General features: G+C 28.3%; 16 protein-coding genes. All 16 read right to left on the bottom strand.

Annotated features, from left to right (window positions below; translation table 11 throughout):
• Positions 1 to 17: 17 nt before the first annotated feature.
• Complete coding sequence (locus C4S77_RS04940; RefSeq protein WP_105246507.1) at positions 18 to 608, bottom strand: tetratricopeptide repeat protein; 591 nt, start codon at positions 606 to 608, stop codon at positions 18 to 20.
• Positions 609 to 1,004: 396 nt separating this feature from the next.
• Positions 1,005 to 1,499, bottom strand: coding sequence for a hypothetical protein (locus C4S77_RS04935; RefSeq protein ID WP_146106048.1), 495 nt, complete (start codon positions 1,497 to 1,499; stop codon positions 1,005 to 1,007).
• An 859-nt stretch (positions 1,500 to 2,358) separates the two neighbouring features.
• The gene (locus C4S77_RS04925) at positions 2,359 to 2,763 is read right to left on the bottom strand and encodes a hypothetical protein (protein WP_105246503.1); all 405 of its coding nucleotides are present in this window, start codon (positions 2,761 to 2,763) and stop codon (positions 2,359 to 2,361) included.
• Between the two features lie 267 nt (positions 2,764 to 3,030).
• Positions 3,031 to 3,651: a hypothetical protein gene (locus tag C4S77_RS04920; protein ID WP_105193013.1), complete on the bottom strand. Its 621-nt coding sequence runs from the start codon at positions 3,649 to 3,651 to the stop codon at positions 3,031 to 3,033.
• Positions 3,636 to 3,899, bottom strand: a complete 264-nt coding sequence (locus C4S77_RS04915) for a hypothetical protein (protein ID WP_105193015.1) — start codon at positions 3,897 to 3,899, stop codon at positions 3,636 to 3,638. Before C4S77_RS04915 ends, C4S77_RS04920 begins: the two co-directional genes overlap by 16 nt.
• A 37-nt stretch (positions 3,900 to 3,936) precedes the next feature.
• On the bottom strand, positions 3,937 to 5,454 hold the full coding sequence (locus C4S77_RS04910) for a polymorphic toxin-type HINT domain-containing protein (protein WP_105246502.1): 1,518 nt from the start codon (positions 5,452 to 5,454) through the stop codon (positions 3,937 to 3,939).
• Between the two features lie 15 nt (positions 5,455 to 5,469).
• Complete coding sequence (locus C4S77_RS04905; protein ID WP_105246500.1) at positions 5,470 to 7,350, bottom strand: type VI secretion system Vgr family protein; 1,881 nt, start codon at positions 7,348 to 7,350, stop codon at positions 5,470 to 5,472.
• Positions 7,351 to 7,421: 71 nt separating this feature from the next.
• Positions 7,422 to 8,333, bottom strand: a complete 912-nt coding sequence (locus C4S77_RS04900; RefSeq protein ID WP_105246498.1) for a polymorphic toxin type 23 domain-containing protein — start codon at positions 8,331 to 8,333, stop codon at positions 7,422 to 7,424.
• Positions 8,334 to 8,349: 16 nt separating this feature from the next.
• A complete protein-coding gene (gene tssD, locus C4S77_RS04895; protein WP_105193022.1) occupies positions 8,350 to 8,745 on the bottom strand; it encodes a type VI secretion system tube protein TssD in 396 nt (131 codons plus the stop codon).
• Positions 8,746 to 8,849: 104 nt separating this feature from the next.
• Entirely contained in the window at positions 8,850 to 9,236 is a 387-nt protein-coding gene (gene tssD, locus C4S77_RS04890; protein ID WP_105193024.1) for a type VI secretion system tube protein TssD, read from the bottom strand.
• Between the two features lie 631 nt (positions 9,237 to 9,867).
• Positions 9,868 to 11,220, bottom strand: coding sequence for a UDP-N-acetylmuramate--L-alanine ligase (locus C4S77_RS04885; protein WP_105246496.1), 1,353 nt, complete (start codon positions 11,218 to 11,220; stop codon positions 9,868 to 9,870).
• 104 nt (positions 11,221 to 11,324) lie between these two features.
• Positions 11,325 to 12,140: a lysophospholipid acyltransferase family protein gene (locus C4S77_RS04880; protein WP_105193028.1), complete on the bottom strand. Its 816-nt coding sequence runs from the start codon at positions 12,138 to 12,140 to the stop codon at positions 11,325 to 11,327.
• A gap of 40 nt (positions 12,141 to 12,180) precedes the next feature.
• Complete coding sequence (locus C4S77_RS04875; RefSeq protein ID WP_105246494.1) at positions 12,181 to 12,795, bottom strand: NUDIX hydrolase; 615 nt, start codon at positions 12,793 to 12,795, stop codon at positions 12,181 to 12,183.
• 16 nt (positions 12,796 to 12,811) lie between these two features.
• Entirely contained in the window at positions 12,812 to 14,122 is a 1,311-nt protein-coding gene (locus C4S77_RS04870) for a S28 family serine protease (RefSeq protein WP_105246492.1), read from the bottom strand.
• Positions 14,123 to 14,282: 160 nt separating this feature from the next.
• Positions 14,283 to 15,521 (bottom strand): 2-oxoglutarate dehydrogenase complex dihydrolipoyllysine-residue succinyltransferase, encoded by a 1,239-nt coding sequence (gene odhB, locus C4S77_RS04865; protein ID WP_105246490.1) that lies wholly within the window; start codon positions 15,519 to 15,521, stop codon positions 14,283 to 14,285.
• A gap of 21 nt (positions 15,522 to 15,542) precedes the next feature.
• Entirely contained in the window at positions 15,543 to 18,284 is a 2,742-nt protein-coding gene (locus C4S77_RS04860; protein WP_105246488.1) for a 2-oxoglutarate dehydrogenase E1 component, read from the bottom strand.
• Positions 18,285 to 18,629: the final 345 nt, after the last annotated feature.

Below are 18,629 nucleotides of genomic sequence, written 5' to 3'. Positions count from 1 at the left end.
TTATCTATATTTCAGCATTATTTTTCATCTAAAAATAAACCTTTTTCGTTCTTTTTTGAAATATTTCCTTTTTTTATAAGATATTCTTCCCATTGTCTTTGTTCAAAAATATCCCATTCTTCTTTTGTATAATTTTTTCCTTTAAAAGATTTATATACTGAGTTTTGTTTTTCTTCTTTATTTGTCCCCTTATTTTCTGAGCAAACAATTAGATTATAATATTTAGCATCTTCGAAATAAAATAATTTTTTCCCCAAATTATCATAAACTTGCTGAAAATATTTTTTTGCTAAATCGGTTTGTTCTATTTCAAAAAAAATTTTTCCTATTTTAAATTTTGAATTTAAATACTGATCTTTATCTACGCAATTTTGAGATTGTATATAATATTCTTGGGCTTTTTCATATTTTTTACTAGCAAAACAGGCATCTCCTAATAGAATATATAATTGTTCGGACCCTTTATATTCTTCAATCGGAATTGGAAAAATAGCCCTAGCTTTCATATAATACTCTATGGCATTTTCAAATTTTTTTTTCTGAAAGCTTAGCTTTCCTTTGTTCACTAAAGAAACAATTTTTGTAAAAATTTCTTCTTGTAATTCCATAAAAATATATTGATATATAAATGATAACCGAAATAAAGTTACTAAATTTAAATAATATATATCATATTACTCATATTAAATATAATTTTATAAAATATAAATATATATTCTTTTACTATAAAAGTATCGATTATTAAACTTATTTATTTATTGTTATTATTAATAATATTGTCTAATTCTTCCTTTTTTAAACCTATAGTTCTTTTCACACCATCAACCATACCACTATATTGACCATTTTTGTGTCATTTTTTAGTATGCAATCTCTATTTTGTTTAATAACTTCCCCTATTCCTCGTTCAATATTTTTAATTGTAGTACTTTTTTGAAAAAACCTTCATTTTTTTTATCTCTAATAAAGAGATAAGAATTTAACCTGATACAAAACAATAAAGACTATATATAGAGACTAAAATTAAATGTATCATATAACAGTATAAAACTTTTTTCTTCTTTTGTGAAATAATTATTTAAAAAATTAGTAGCTTTTTGATTATTCCTATCTATTTTAAATATATTAATGAGAACATCTTGCAATTCTTTATGTGTCATAACTTTATCTGGTAAATCATAAAAAAATAATAACCATTCCCAGTTATCAATATCATTTCCATTAATTTTTACTAATTTTTTAGCTAAATTATACGCTTCTTTATAAGCATCCTTAAAACTACATAAAGACGTAGCTAATATCATTGAGGAGAAATAAACTGATTTTTCTTGTTCTGAATTTTTTCCTAAAAAGATCATAAAATCATAATATTCCTGGGACGGATATTCGTTTGTATCTAATTCTATTTGGGTAGAAGTCTTATCTGATTTATCATTATCAAATAAAATTGATGCTTTTTGGAATTGTTTTTCTACTATCAACTTTTTTATTCTACTCAAAACTAAGTTTTTATTATTAAAATTCCTTTTTATTCAAGATAAATGACTGCTCATAAGTAGAATCAAAATCATCTTCATATAAAGCATTTCAATTAAAAAAATTATAATTTTAAATATTACTTATTTTTTTTATTATTAAAATATTGACTTTTCATTTTTAAATATTTTTAAAAAATGAAAAAATAAATCAAAATCATTTTTATTTTCATGTTTTGACATTTGGCTAATCAAATCTCCAAGAAACTCTATTAGCTAAAAAATATTTCTTTTTAATCAATAATAAAATTCATTTCTGAATATTTCATCATTTTTATCTATTAAGTTATTTTCATTCTGACATAGAAAATATTCATTTATAAAACTTTCTAATAAGATTAAATTTTTCTCCCTAAGATACATTAAAGGCCTTTTCTCTATGTACACAAAAAATTTAATTAAACTCATTTAATCTATAAAAAGATATTTACTATAATTTTAATTAAAAGACCTGACAACTTAAGCTTTATCTTTGTTTTACTATATTAATAAATATATTTTCTTAATTTTTCATTGGATAGTAATTTAATCCTTTGATTTTATTTTCTTTTAAAATTTTATAAAGCTTATGTGAAATAACCGTATTTCTTTGATTAAGCCCTCCATCACCAAAATATTCTTGTGTATAAAAAAAATCGAATTCTCCGGGAGAACTATAAACGATGGATAAAATATATCATTTTTTAAAACATATTTTTTAATATTCCATCTATCAACCTTAATTGATAACTTTAAATCAATTTCCTTTATATTAAATTTTGATTTTGAAATCCCTTGTTGTATAATTTGACATACATTTTTTAAGGGCTCACCTGTTTTATAATTACATACTGGTATTGATTTTATGCCAATAGGTTTTAAAAATACTTTCATATGTTTCAAGTGGAGTAAAAAAAGCATTTTCTATGTAATTTGCAGAGGCTATATTAGAATTTCCCCATTTAGGTTTTCCATTTAATGAATAATTCCCTATTTGCTCCCCTCTCAACAATCCATATTCTTCATCTGTATCTACTATTTCAAAAACATCTTTATAATAAGGATACACAGTGAATGGATATATTTCAAAAACATCTTTATAATAAGGATACACAGTGAATGGATATGTAAATGTATTTATTTTATTTTCTGTATCAGGTTTAGCATCTCCTAAAATCTTACTGGCATATATAGTAAGATACTCAGCATTTTCTTTATCTTTTTCTGAAAAAACAATCTCTCTTTGCACTATATTTTTCCAATCTGGATTAAAATATTCTTTTATAATTTTTACTCTCGGATCACTTTCTTCTAGTTCAAAGCTATCCCAACCTACTTTTACTTTAATCCTTAATTCACTTAATATTATTCTATCATTAGGGGTAAAATTTTTAGCAATTTTTATATTAATTTTTCATATATCTAATACTTTTTAGAAATAATAAATTCTGTTAATTTTTAAGAGAAATCTTTCTTCCCTATACATTTAATATTATTATCATGAATTTTAAAATAATTATTTTAATGAATTTTTTGCTATTTTTATTAATGGTTGATATTGGCTTTCAATACATTCTTTTAAAAAACAATTAATTTTAGGTGTTTTTTTCCAATTTTCACAAGCTGCTGCAAGCCCCATCCTAATATCAGAAAATCCTTTTTCTAATTTAGGTTCAAATTTTTGTATGCAATTAATTATTTCATTTTGATCATTTTCACTCAAAATCATTTTATCTTCGCCTAAAGCTTTAAGAGCCCCATCTACTACCGAAAAATTTCCAAAAGAAAGCATTTTTAATATTGGACTTGCATCCTCTAAATTTTTTCTTTTAATTCTACAGTATGCTCTGGATGCACAAATAGTAATCATATCATGTGATTCATTTTTCTTACAAATTTTTAAAAGCTCATTAGCTGCATTTTTATAATTTAATATACCTAAGGTATCAATTAATAAACATATAAATTCCCAAGACTTATTTTTATTGTATTCTATTTTAAAGAGATTAAATAAATCATCTTGAAAAACAGTAAGTTTATCTATTACAATTTTTTTTACAACTTTTTTTCTTTCAGCTATTTTCGTAGAAAAAAGTTGACGTCTTAATTTATCAATATTCTCTACTGTTTGGTCCATAAACTATTTTTATTTTGTCTATAAACACTTTCATTTTTTTCAATATTTATACTAGCTAAAGAGGAATCTTTTAATAAAATTTCATCTAAAGATACTATTATAGCTTCTTTCATGATAGCCCCCTCTTCACTAAACATTTGTAAATCATTATCTTTATCTAAGGATACATAAACTATATCCTTGTTTTCATTAATCACAAATGTTGTAGTAATTACAGGTTTATTTTTAGGTAAATCAGTTAGTTTCATAAGATAATATATAATATTTGTTATTAAATTTTAAAAATTATTTATTTGATTTATCTCTATTTTGTTGCCTACTTAATATTTGAGCATTATCTGAAGGATCATTAGTTCCTCCTTTAGATTTTGGTTTGACATGGTCAACTTGTGATTCATTAGGATTAGGTGTTACTCCTTTTTCGCTCTTTTTTGCTCTTTCTAGTATAGTTCCATCTTTATCACTCCTTAATAAACCTCCATTATGTTCCATATTAGCTTTATAAATTGATTCTTTCTGAGCTGCTGTAAAATCTTTTCCTGGTTCAATTTTAAATTTACTTGTATCTATTTTACTATAATCAGTCGGTCCTTTCCATACTGGAATTTCATCAGTTTTCTTAGCAATATCTTCAGCTGCTTCAGTAATACACTTTCCTTTAGCATTGTGAACTAAAAATAAATTTTCTCCAACAAAATAAGTATGCCAATGTGCTACTTCAAAATTATAAACTTTTTGGGATGTATACTTAAATTCAACAGATTTAATTACAATTTCCTCTTTATTTTGGGTTATAATTTTATCTCCTTTTTCAAGTTCTGAAGCCTTTTTCCATTTTCCATTTACATAAAAAGGGTGAAGTGCTGTCGTTTCTATTGTTTCATTTTCTGTAATTATTTCTATGGTATGGTCACTTTCTTTCTCCATAGTATAGAGTACTTCCTGCAAAGCTATTGCTCCGGTTTCTTCATTATAGGCCCACACTTTGTCTCCGGTTTGTATTTCTTCTATATTTTTGAGTCCTAACTCAGTATGTACCTGTGTACCAGCAGGAAAACAAGCAAAAACACAAGTTTTTAACAGTTTTTTAGCTACATCGTCTATACTGCTTTTAAGTGTTTCTTTTGTTAGTTTTTTAAAAGCCCCTTTACCTAAACCTTTAGCCAATCCTTTCACGGCACTTTTCCCAACTGCTTTAGCTGTTGCTTTTACTCCTCCTTTTATGGCTCCTTTTACAACGCTTCCTCCCCCTAAAGTAAAAACATCTACTACTACCATAGCACTATTAAATAATCCCCAGCCCCATCTTCCTTGCTGAAAATCATTTACTGCATCTCGTCCACTTCCCCATACCGGAATAAAACCTTCTACTAGTCCAGATTCCCCAACACTATCTCCTTCCCCACTATCATTCAACTCTTCCTGGGCCTGATCCTGCATTTTTTGTACTTCTTCTGCTGCATCTGCAGGTAGAGGAACCTGCCCACTAGTCATAAATTCAATTTTTCCTCCTGCAGAGCAGGGACAGGTGCTTTTACCTATTAAAGTTTCAGCTCCGTCCACTTTTACTTGCCAGGTGTCTTTCCAAGTTTTAGGACTGGTAACAGGTACACAAGGTTTCTGTGTTAAAGAGCATATTTTAAAAGACGGAATATTTTTAACCGGCTTTGCATCCATTTCCGTAGCTACCAAACATTCATCTATTTTGGTTTTGGTATTGAAATCCGGTTTAAAATAGTCCGGGGCCGCTCCCTTATCACACATCATTAAAGCCCCTTTGGTAATATATTCTAAATCATCCATAAGTGAACTTTTATTTTACATGATATTCGTATCACCTGAAGATATTACAGCGGAAGGACCTCCGGTTATGGTTAAATCAGATCCGGTAGATATATCCATTGCTCCTGAAGCATCAATTCCAACTTTTTGTAAGGCTGATATGGAAATATCCTGCTTGGTATCTATAACCGTTTTTCCGTTATCTTCTACTGTAATATTTTTCCCTTTCAGGTTAATTGTTCCATTTTCATGCATAGTAAGGGAACTATTTCCTATGGTTATAGTAAGGCTTGTTGCTCCGTCTAAAGTAATATTTCCTTGATTATCCATATTTAACTTAGCCTGTCCTTCAGGCTTTTCTTCATTTCCCCCTACTGTAATACTCTGGGTAGTTGCTGCTCCTATGGAGGAATTTCCAGAGCCGTCAAACTTCATATTTACAGAACCCGGCTGATCGGTTAATAAGGTACTTCCATCTTTATCATTTAATTGTAATTTATTTCCCTTAACCGATTGTAATCCTTTTATATAATTTCCTTGGCCGCCCAATCCTGATTTTTCCTGACCGTTAAATAATGCTCCTAAAACCACCGGTTTTTCTGCATTATTACTTTCAAAATCTACAATTACTTCTTCTCCTATTTCCGGTAAGACATGCATTCCTTTTCCACTTCCGGCATACGGAGTCAGCATCCTAATCCATGGAGTTTTTTCTCCACTTTCTTTCTGCCATGGAAATTGCACTCGTATACGGCTCAATCCTTTAGGATCATTATTATCCATCACTATGGCTGATTGTGCTTCTGCAACAGGGGTAAGAAAAACATTTCCGTAAGGTGGACATTCGGATTCCACAGGTATTCCGTAAAAATTATTATAATAGTTACCAGATTCATTACATACATGTAAAATGTCTGTAATATAATATGAACCGTAATTCTGAGGAGTTAACGAAGAAATATTAAAGTTGCTGGTAGAAAATGCTGAGTCTTGAATGTTTATAATATCACCTAAACGCAAAGATGAAATATCCGAGGTTCCTGATGCAACTAACAGATCGGATACCTGACTTTGCAATTGTATTTTTAACCTTTCTGTTAAATGATTACTAATATTTTCTTCGGTTATAGGATTATTATACAATAAATTAGAAGTTATAGGAAAAAAAGATTTGGAATTTTCAATAAGGTAATTCGTAATAGTATTGGTTTTTACTGAAACGGAATCTGATGATTTGTTTTCCTGCTTTTTACTAGAAGCATCATAACCTAAAAAATTAAATTTTACCGGTTTTGCTCTCATTCCTATATTAAAGTCACTAAGCAATTTTCCGTATTCCATTTTTACAGTTCGGGATTCAGGCTTTCCAAAAACCAACTGTCTTCCGTTAAAATAAAACCATAGTCCTTTTTTAGCTGCAAGACGAGAAAGGAACTGAAAATCGCTTTCTTTGTATTTTACAGTATAAGCCAATTTTTCATCGTTAGCTATATTTATTACAGGCTCTAACTTATCTGAAGGATACTTGCTTATAATATCATGTACAATTTCAGAGATCTTTTTATCTGAATAAGAACAGGTATCCGGAAGTCCTTCCATTTGGTAGGTAGGGCTATATCCGTTAAGTATTATTTTTGCAGAGGCTCCTTCAGCCCTAAGTAATTTAACTTCTGAAACCGTCCCCCTGAATTCTAACTCATTATCAAGACTAAACTGACTGGGTGAAATAGATATCAATACTTTTGCTCCTACCTGTTGTTTGGCTTTTTCTAAAGAACTGCCTATTAATTCAAATGGAACGGAATAAACTATCGAAAATTTATGGTGTGCATTAAGCTTTTGTTCTATAACTAATTGGTTAAAACTGGTTATAGGCTCTCCGCTAACTAATATCCGAGTATTTGTGGGTGTTGCCATAATTTTGTTTTAAAACTATTATTTAACATATAATTAGATTTTAAGCAATAAAATAACTGAAAGTCTTTTATTTAAAACCCTTTCTTATAAGAAAACTCGAATTGATCCTGAGAAGTGGGGGGTATTAAATGAAAATTTATCATTCTGTGAATAATCTCCTGCGACCACATATCAAAAGATCCTAAATGACTAAGACCAAAAGTAGTTCCGTCAGGTGTTCTTATCAGTACAGATGTACGTCCCTGATTAAGAGAGAAAGAGTCCCTTTCTTTGAGCCAAGTCCTTCCTCCTCTGTGCTCATTCAAATAATTTTGATCCAGCTCTCCTGCTATATTAGGAGTATAAGTAAATCGATCTCTAAAATTACCTGGAAGTGGATTATTCTTCTCTAATAAATCATAGTCTACATAATCTGGCCTAGTAAATGCAGCATTATTCGTATCGGAAGTAAAAACATCGGAAGATAAAATAACCTGATAATTAGACGAATTACTACCCATAGTCACATTCCCTCCACCTGTATACCAGCGATCATGCCCATCTGATAACCGTCCAAATTTATTAAAATCATTATAGTTCTGAAAGGTAAAATCATTAAAACGGGTTTGAAGAAAACCTACCTGTTGATTTCTCCCAAAATTATTGAAAATATAATTAGTTCCTATTGTAATTGATTTTTTATATCTATCCTGCATACCGGTACCATGTTCTATAGTAAGTGGATTTAAATCCATAGGATTGCCTTTTCCTATTCCGGTGGTAAATGCTCCGGTTCCTACAAAGTCCAAATTCAATTTATCACTGCCGGGAATACTACCTAATCCTCCATTATAAACTTTAAAACCTAAGTTAACTCCTGTTTGCAAGTGAGGAGAAAATTTATAAGTCACACCTACCCCAAAAGTACTAGTATAATATGTTTCTTTTTGACCGAAATGAGCGGTTAGTGAAAAAAAAACCTTGGTTTCATAATCTGATGCCATAAATCTTCATTTTAAGTTAAACTTCAGAAGGCCAGTTCTTTTTAAATTCATTGCCGTTCATTGAGATAGACTGGGCAGAAATCACTAGCTCTACACGCATAGGAGCACTAGACGTAGAGGTGAAAATTTCATTATACCCAATACAATAGGCTTTGGTAAATTTTAAATCTCTCATCTTAGATAGTGCATCTCTACGGTAAAATATAATTTCTCCGTTTTTTGTATGTGTACTACTTATCATCCATTTGAAAAAATCAGTTTCATTAGTAGATTCCACTACCAAAAATATGGTTCCTCCTTGTGGCTCCATAGAGGGTTTTCCATTATTATCCACAGGTTGTTGCAATGAAATCCTAAACTCTAGAACGTTATAGGTTTTTCCATCTAATTCTAATTTGGCTAAAAAAGACATATTTAAATTTGTATATAAATTAATTCTATATAAGTAAGTAAAATATCAATTAAATTAATAACAATAAGAATTAAAATTTTAAGGTAAAACGCTAAAAAATAAATTTACACCCAATCATTTACATGCTTAGCTGTTCCTATTTTTATGGACTTTGCAGATATAATAAAGGTTTCTGTAAGAGGATTTCTTCCTACTGAATTAAAATTTTCTCTATATTTAACCACATATCCTTCATTAAAGATTAACTCTTTTAAAGTTGAACGAGAATCTTTTTTTAAAAAAACAATTTTTCCATCTTTCCGTTCAAAACTATTAGTCATCCATTCAAAAATATCTGTTTCTCCTGTAGATTCTATAGTTAATTCTATTCGTCCTCCTCTGGTTTGAGCTGATGGTCTTCCTGTAGGGTCAGTTTCTTGAGCTAAAGAATAATTTACATTTAAAATATTATATTTTTTACCAGAAACTTCAAAAATTGCTTTAAATGACATAATAAAACGTTTTATTGTTAATATTTTAAATATATAAATAAAAATTTATATTACAAAAATATATAATACCTATTTATTTATTTTATTTAGTATGTTAATATTATGTTAATGTTAAAAACACTTTTTCTAGCTCTTAAGGAGAAACTTTTTATTAAATAAAATTACTTATTAAATTATATATCATTGATTTACTGAAATTTAGTGGACATATTTAATAAGTTTACTCTAGTTAATAAAATTTGTAGAGGTTTATTTTGTCTTCTTTATATATGTACATATTTAAGGGGATATAATATAAATAAGTAGAATTTTTTATATGTATATTATTTTATCATTGAAAATGATATGTTTAAAAATGAAGAAAATGATATTTTTATTTATTCAGAAATAAACTAAAAGTTTAAATTTATAAAAAAATAAATAATAGATTTAGCTAAATGTTCAAGAATTTAAGAAACGTTAAAAAATAAAACATAGGTAATTACTTTTTAAGGATTTTTATTTCCTTTTTAATTTAATTTCCTATTTGTTAAATTTAATTTTAGTAAACTTTAATTATTTATTGCATATTTCGATACACGTTGGGAAAATATTTATAAAAAGGTCTCCATGAATATATTTTAAAATAATTCTATTTAGAATAAAAAACATTATCTAAATTTATTCCTCCGTAATTTCCTGAACTCATCATTAAAAAAACAGTATTTTCTTTGTTTATCTCTTTCAAATATTTTTCTAATGATTTTGCATCAGTAAATACTTTTAAATCGTTGTCCCCAAAAGATTCGATAATTAAATCTTTAGATAAAGGTTGCATCCTTTTAATTTTTAGAGCTTCTTCACTATAAAAAACTAATGCCTGGTCTGCTGGAGATAATGAATTTTTATATTGTTGTAAAAATTCAGGATTTAAAGAGCTATAGGTATGTAATTCCAAACAGGCTACCAATTTCTTTTTTTGATAATTTTCTTTTACTGCCAAAACTGTAGCAGAAACTTTGGATGGGGCATGAGCAAAATCTTTGTAAACTATATATTCTGGCGTTTCGTAGATTTTTTCTAATCTACGTGAAGCTCCTCTAAAAGATATTATTGCTTCATAAAAATCTTCATCTTGAACTCCTAATTGATTACAGATAAGACGAGCTCCTTCCATATTTAAAATGTTATGTTTTCCAAATATAGAAAGTTGTATTTCTCCTTGATCTGTCAGTAAATATACTTTCTCATTTTTGATAGTATATTTTGGTGTATGATATGGAAATTTTTTTAAATAATTTTCTGATTTTTCAACTACATTTTTAACTTCCTGATCTTCTTCATTATAAATTAGTACTCCTCCTTGACTTATACTGTTTATAAAAGCTGTAAACTGCGCTTTATATTCAGAAAAAGTAGGGAAAACATTTATATGATCCCAAGCAATTCCACTTATTAATGCGATATTAGGATTATATAAAAGAAATTTGGATCGAAGATCGATCGGAGATGATAGATATTCATCACCTTCTAAAATTATAAATTCATTGTGATTGGTTAACTTTACCATAGTATCAAAACCTTCCAATTGAGCTCCTACCATATAGTCAACATCTAGATGGTGATAATTCATAACATGAAGGATCATTGATGTTATAGTGGTTTTTCCATGCGAACCTGATATAACTACACGAGTTTTATTTTTAGATTGTTCATATAGAAATTCTGGATATGAAAATATTTTCAGATTTAGTTCTTTAGCTCTTTTTAATTCCGGATTATCTTCATGTGCATGCATTCCCAAAATAACGGCATCTAAATCTGTACTGATTTTTTCTGGAAACCACCCCATTTCCCTAGGTAATATTCCTTGCTTTTCAAGTCTTGAACGAGAAGGTTCAAAAATAGCATCATCTGAACCGGTTATTTGATATCCTTTTTTTGCTAACGCTAAAGCTAAATTGTGCATTGCACTACCCCCTATCGCTATAAAATGTATTTTCATCTATACGTGTTTATCTACTACAAAGATACCTTTTTCAACTAAAAAAGACAGCTTTAATATACTGTCATTTTTATGAATCTATAATTTTAATTTTTAATATAAATTTATATTTCAAAAAAAGGTCTTGTTTTTTCTTCTTCTCTTTCAGCCTCCAATTCTTCTACTGATTTGACTTTTAAAAATTCAGGTGCTTGTTCGATAGCTATCATAATTTTATCTAAAATAGTATTAGCATTTTCAGATTCAAAATCTATCTCTAAAGGTGGCTTAAATGTCATTTTAGGCTCAACTCCTCTTTTTTTAACAATTAAACCTTTTTTATCAAAAGCTCTTCTAAATCCATCTATTACAACAGGAATCACTATAGGTTTATTTTTTTGTATTATTTTTGCTGAGCCTTTTCTACCAGGTGACCATGGAGTTGTAGTTCCTTGCGGAAAAGTTACTACCCAACCACTATTTAAAGCTTTAATAATATTTCCTATCTCAGACATGTCTACCAAACGGTTTACATTTTTGCCTGCATCTCTCCACGTTCTTTTTACGGTAATAGCTCCTGTATATGAAAATATTTTGGCAAGTAATCCTTTATTCATAGTTTCTTTAGCAGCAACATAATAAAGGTCTATCTTTGGATCCATTAGGTAAATAGGATTTTTTATTGTATCTATATATCCATGTTTTACGGCGCAAAATACATGATACATAGCAAATACATCTGCAAAATATGTCTGATGATTGGATACAAATAATACATTAGTATTCGGAAGATTTATCAAATTTTCTGTCCCTTTTATTTTTAATTTATTAAATCCATTAAATCTATTATAAGAAAAAAGCCCTAAGGTAAATACTAAAAATCTTTTTAAAAAAAACCAATGTCCAAATGCGTCTTTAAATATTCTCTTTTTGTCTTTCATCTATTGTCTTCATTTAGTTCACGCATACAAAAGTAAGTTATTATTTAAATAAATGCTTAAATTCATTTAATATCATAGCTGTTGCACCCCAAATTGTAATACTACCATATTGAAATGCAGGTACTTCTTGAAAATATACGTCTGATATTTGTTTATTAACAATTTTTGTTCCAAATAAAAATTGTTCAAGTTCGATTTCAATAATTTTTTGAACCTCATTAGGTGAAGATTGAAATTGAATTAGACTATTCTCATAAAATGCAATAAAAGGGTGTATATAAAAGTTACTTATTGAAATGTATAAAGGAGATAATTTTTTAATAATATGTAATGTATTTTTATTTAGTCCTATTTCTTCGTAAGTTTCTCTTAGTGCTGTTTCTTCGTCAGTATGATCATAAACTTCTTTTTTACCTCCAGGAAGAGCTATTTGTCCTGAATGAAATCCTCCATACTCAGACCTTAAAATCAAGGGAAAATACACACCTCCCGATTTTTGATATAAGGTAATTAAAACTGATGCTTGCTGAGCTTTTTTTTCTTTAATTTCTTCATAAGTATATTCTACCCTATTAAAAGGCGCTAATTCTTTTTGGGCACTTATTCCTGGTAATGAAGCACCAAGTATAGTATTTTTTACTTCTAAAAAATTCATTTAACTACATAATGTCTTATTTTAAAAGACTATAATCCGGATTTATTCCTATCCATTTATATAATATTTCACTTAATTCATTTTTTTGTAAGGTGCTCATATTTACAATTCTTGCCGAAGCATGATTGGCTCCTGGTAATTCTAAAATTACAGAATTTGTTTGAGATGAAGGATTTACTTTAGTCGCACTCCATGTATCTGTTTCCCCATAAATATAAATAATATTATTTGCTTTAGTATCCAACCATTTTTTCAGTTTTTTATTTAATTCTTGTGAATATTTTACTTTTCCAACTTCTTTAGGTGAAAATATTGCTGAAGGATTTTCTGTAAAATATTTTAGGTATTTTTTAAATGAAGTTATATTATAACCGTAATACCCCATCTCTGTATTTGCTTGATAGTAATGTGGGGCTAATTCTTTAATTTCTTGATCACTAAAAAAACTAATATCAATTGAATTCAATAAATAATCTACAGCTTGAACAATATCAGTTGTATAAGGAATCGAATTACATGACGAACCCCATTGCCAAAATGAAAAAGAATATTCTAGTACACAATATTCATAAGCTTTATTTATAGATCCTAAATAATTATAAGTGAGTCCTCTTGCTTCAGAATATGTATTTATAATTTTAAGAGCTTCCTCTTCATTTTTTAACATATATATTTGAAAATTCTCTATTTTCTTTCTACATTCTTCCGTTCCTACATTATTTAAAAAAGAATAAATTCTTGGATCTTCTAAAGTATAATTTATAGGAGCTACATAAGGAATGGAAACTTCTACATCATCTGGAAAAAAATATCTATAGTAAATAGATGTCTGGCCACCTTTGCTTATGCCTGTACTTATCCATTTATTTTTATATAATTTTCTGAATATTTCATTGATATGATGAAGATCATTTGCAGCATTATATAAATTTAAATACTTCCAGTTAAATACTGAGGAATCAGGTATAGATTCACCGAAATACCTATGTTCAATATTAAAATCATTAGAATTTAATATTTGTTGCAATTCATTTTTTCTATCATATATCTTGTACCCCTGAGTTTGCATTAATACAGGACGGTCAAAACCTGTATGAGTATATATCACTTTCTGGTAAAAATATCCTTTTTTTGTTTTTTTCCAATCTAATGGTTGCTTAATATAAAGTTCATATTTTAGTATTTTATCTTTAGGATTACTAATTTTTTTATATGAAATTTCTTTTTGTTCGGAAAGAAATTTTTCTATTTTTAATTCATCATCAGATTGTGCTGAAAAAAGAAAAATACTTACTAAAAACAATACTAATAAAATTTTATATTTCATAATTATAAATCATTAATTCTATATTTATTATATATTAATTTTAATTATTAAAGATTTATAAAAATAACAAAAACAAATACAAGAATACAAATATTGTATATAATTTTAGTAATAACTAACTATAATGTTCTTTATCTTAATAAGAATAAGAAAAACTGTATTATAATTCTAATGCTTTTTTAATATTATTATTCATCAATAATTCTACAGGATTTTCTACAGCTTCTTTTACAGCGACCAAAAACCCTACTGATTCTTTTCCATCAATAATTCTATGATCATAGGAAAGAGCAATATACATCATTGGAGATATTACAATTTGTTTATTCTTTACCACGGGGCGGTCTACTATGTTATGCATTCCTAAAATAGCACTTTGCGGAGGATTTATTATAGGTGTAGACATCATAGATCCAAAAACTCCTCCATTGGTAATAGTAAATGTTCCTCCTGTCATTTCATCTATGGTGATTTTACCTTCTCTTACTTTAATTGCTAATTCTTTTATATTTTGTTCCACACCTCTGAATGTCATGTTTTCAGCATTACGCAAAACAGGAACCATTAATCCTTTAGGACCGGAAACAGCTATACTAATATCTTGAAAATCATAGGTAATTTTATAATCTCCATCAATCATAGAATTTACATCAGGAAAAAGTTTTAAAGCACGCACCACTGCAAGTGTAAAAAATGACATAAATCCTAAACCTACTGTATGTTTATTTTTAAATTCATCTTTATATTCGCTTCTTATACGAAAAATTTCACTCATATCTACTTCATTAAATGTAGTCAACATTGCCGTTTCATTTTTAACGGACACTAATCTTTGTGATACTTTTCTTCTTAAAACTGATAATTTTGTTGAGGTTGAAGATCTAGATCCATTTCCATTTGAACTTCCCAAAGAAGGTGCTGCTTTCAAAGCATCTTCTTTTGTAATTCTTCCATCTTTACCTGTTCCTTGAATAGATAAGGCAGATATATTCTTTTCTTCTAATATCTTTTTAGCTGCTGGAGAAGCTGTTCCAGATGCATAAGATACTGATTGTATGTTTTTATTTTGAAACGATTCTGGAGTATCTATATTTTTAAAATCTTCTCTTTCGATTTCAATTTTGGAAATATCATCGATTTTCTCCTTTTGCTGTGGTTTTATTTTATCAGTATCAATTAAACATACTACCTGACCTACTTGTACAGTATCTCCTTCTTTAGCTTTTAATGTGATAATTCCGCTAGCTTCTGCCGGAAGGTCCAATGTGGCTTTATCAGAATCAACCTCTGCAATTGCCTCATCTTTTTCCACATAATCTCCATCTTTTACTAACCAGGTTGCTATTTCAACTTCTTTTATTGATTCTCCTGGTGAGGGAACTTTCATTTCAAGTATCATAAAATTATATATTTATTTTGTTTATTTTAAATTTTCAAAAACTGTATGAATTAAAGCATGTTGTATCTTATCATATCTATCATGTGATCCAGGAGAAGGAGATCCGCTGGGAGAAGGACTAATAACATCTATATCAAATTTTCTAAATTCTTTCAATATATACCACCATGCACCCATATTTTCAGGTTCTTCTTGTGCCCATATAAACTCTTTTTTGTTTTCATATTTATCTAATATTTGATATATTTTATCCCAATGTAATGGATATAATTGCTCTAATCTTACTATAGCAATTCTTTCTTCATTTAGTTCTTCTTTTTTATTAGATAATTCATAATATAGTTTACCGGAACAAAATACTAATCTAGATACTTTTTTCACATTTGCTGTATTATCATCAATTAATTCTTGAAAACTTCCATTGGCTAAATCTTCTAATGTAGAAAAAACTTTACGATGTCTTAATAAACTTTTAGGTGAAAATACAATTAAGGGTTTTCTGAAATTAGTTTTCATTTGTCTTCTTATGGCATGGAAAAAATTAGCTGGTGTTGTAGCATTTATAACATACATATTCCCATTGGCACATAAAGGTAAAAATCTTTCTATTCTTGCAGAAGAATGTTCTGCTCCCTGTCCTTCAAAACCGTGAGGTAAAAGCATTACTAATCCGTTCTGCATTTTCCATTTATCTTCTGCTGCTGAAATGTACTGATCTATAACAATTTGAGCTCCATTCACAAAATCTCCGAATTGAGCCTCCCAAATTGTAAGTGAATATGGTGTCGTCATCGCATATCCATATTCAAATCCTAATACACCATACTCAGAAAGAGGAGAATTATAGGCATAAAATTTTTTTGGAGTATCTAAATTATTAAGAAGTATAATTTCTTCTTCTGTATCTTCTGTTTTAATTACTGCATGACGGTGTGAAAAAGTACCTCTTTCAACATCTTCTCCGGAAAGCCTTACTGCATGCCCTTCGGTAAGAAGTGAACCGTAAGCCAGTAACTCCCCCATCCCCCAATCTATTGCATTGGACACTTCTACCATTTCTCTTCGTTGTTTTAATAAACGTTTTATTTTGTTAAATAAGTTTTTGCCCTGTGGTACTTCTGTTATTTTATAAGCTATCTCTTTTAGTGTATTTAATGGAAACTTTGTGTCTATAGGTTTTAATAATTCATTAACACCAACCTTATCAAATGTTTTCCATTCTTGTTGCATAAAAAGCTCAACTGTAGCTTGTGGCATATCTTTAGAAGCTTCTAAATTTTTATCTAATAATTTTCTGTATTCTTCATCACTTTCTGCAATCATCTGAGTAGTAATAACATCTTCTTTCTCCAATTTTGCTCGATAAATTTCTCTAGGATTTGGATGCTTAGAAATAATTTTATATAATTGAGGTTGAGTAAACCTGGGTTCATCACCTTCATTATGTCCATATTTTCTATAACCTAATAAATCAATGAAAACATCTTTATGGAATTTATTTCTATAATCAGAGGCAAAACGAACTACATGAATAACTGCCTCAGGGTCATCTGCATTAACATGTAATACCGGAGATAAAACTGTTTTTGCTACATCTGTACAATAGGTACTTGAACGGGCATCTAAATAATTTGTAGTAAATCCTACCTGATTATTTACTATTATATGTATAGTTCCTCCTGTTTTATACCCATCAAGACTCATCATTTGAAGAACTTCATATACAATACCTTGGGCAGCAATAGCTGCATCTCCATGTATAAGAATGGGCAACACATCACCGTAATTTTCGTTATAATCATGGTCTGTTTTAGCTCTTGCTATACCTTCTACTATGGCATCTACTGTTTCTAGATGTGAAGGATTTGGAGCCAAACTAATTTTAACAGTTTTTCCTTTTTTAGTATTATATTTATTGCTGGAGCCTAAATGGTATTTAACATCTCCTGAAAAGATTGTATCTATATAATCTTTTCCTTCAAATTCAGTGAAAATTTGAGAGTAAGATTTATTAAATATATTTGCTAATACGTTTAACCTACCTCTATGAGCCATACCTATGACTATTTCCTTTACTCCCTGTTCTGAGGAATGATTTATTATTTCGTCAATAGCTGGAATTAAAGATTCTCCCCCTTCTAATGAAAATCGTTTTTGACCGACAAATTTGGTATGTAAAAAATTTTCAAAAGCTACAGCATGTGATAATTTTTTAAGTATTCTTTTTTTTTCTTCTATACTTAAGATAGGATGGTTAAAATTATTATTTAACCAATTTTGTATCCATTTAACTTCTTCCGGATTTCTTATGTACATATATTCCACTCCTATAGAATCACAATACATACTCTCTAAATGTTCTATTATTTCTTTGAGTGTACACCTACCCAATCCTATTATTTCTGCTGCATTAAAACTCTCAGAGAGGTCTGATGAAGTTAAACCAAAATTTTCATAGTTTAAAGTGGGTGTATAAGTTCTTCTTTGTCTTACCGGATTAGTTTTAGTGAATAAATGCCCTCTTTGTCTATAACCATTAATTAAATTTATAACCTTAAATTCTTTAGCTATATCATTAGATATTATATTATTAATATCAATTTTTTTTAAAGATTTATTATCATAGGACTTATTTGCAAAATCGAAACCCTGAAAAAAACTTCTCCAACTTGGTTCTATACTATCTGGATATTTTAAGTATCTTTTATATTTTTCCTCTATATATTCAGTATGTATTGCATTTAAAAATGAAAATTGGTCCATTTAATTATTTACTTTTTATAGTATATTTTATTCTGTGTAATGTTTCAAATCTACTAATTTTATAAAAATATGCAAAGTAAATCATAAATATATTACAAACATCACTATTTCAATCAATTACATTTATAAAATCATACTATTTTTGCTTTATATATTTCTATCAAAGAACCTATATATTGATAATTATCATATTTAATAAAAATATATTTTACTTTTTGGGTTTAATATTATTTGATTCTTATTTTCATATCAATAATATTATAATTAGTTTAAATTATACCTACTTAAAGTTCATTACATTTGTTTTAGTTGAAAATAAAAATATTTAGATTATAGAACTATATT

The sequence above is a fragment of the Apibacter adventoris genome (assembly GCF_002964975.1).
Classification (GTDB): Bacteria; Bacteroidota; Bacteroidia; order Flavobacteriales; family Weeksellaceae; genus Apibacter; species Apibacter adventoris.
This window is presented reverse-complemented; position numbering and strand designations above follow the sequence as displayed.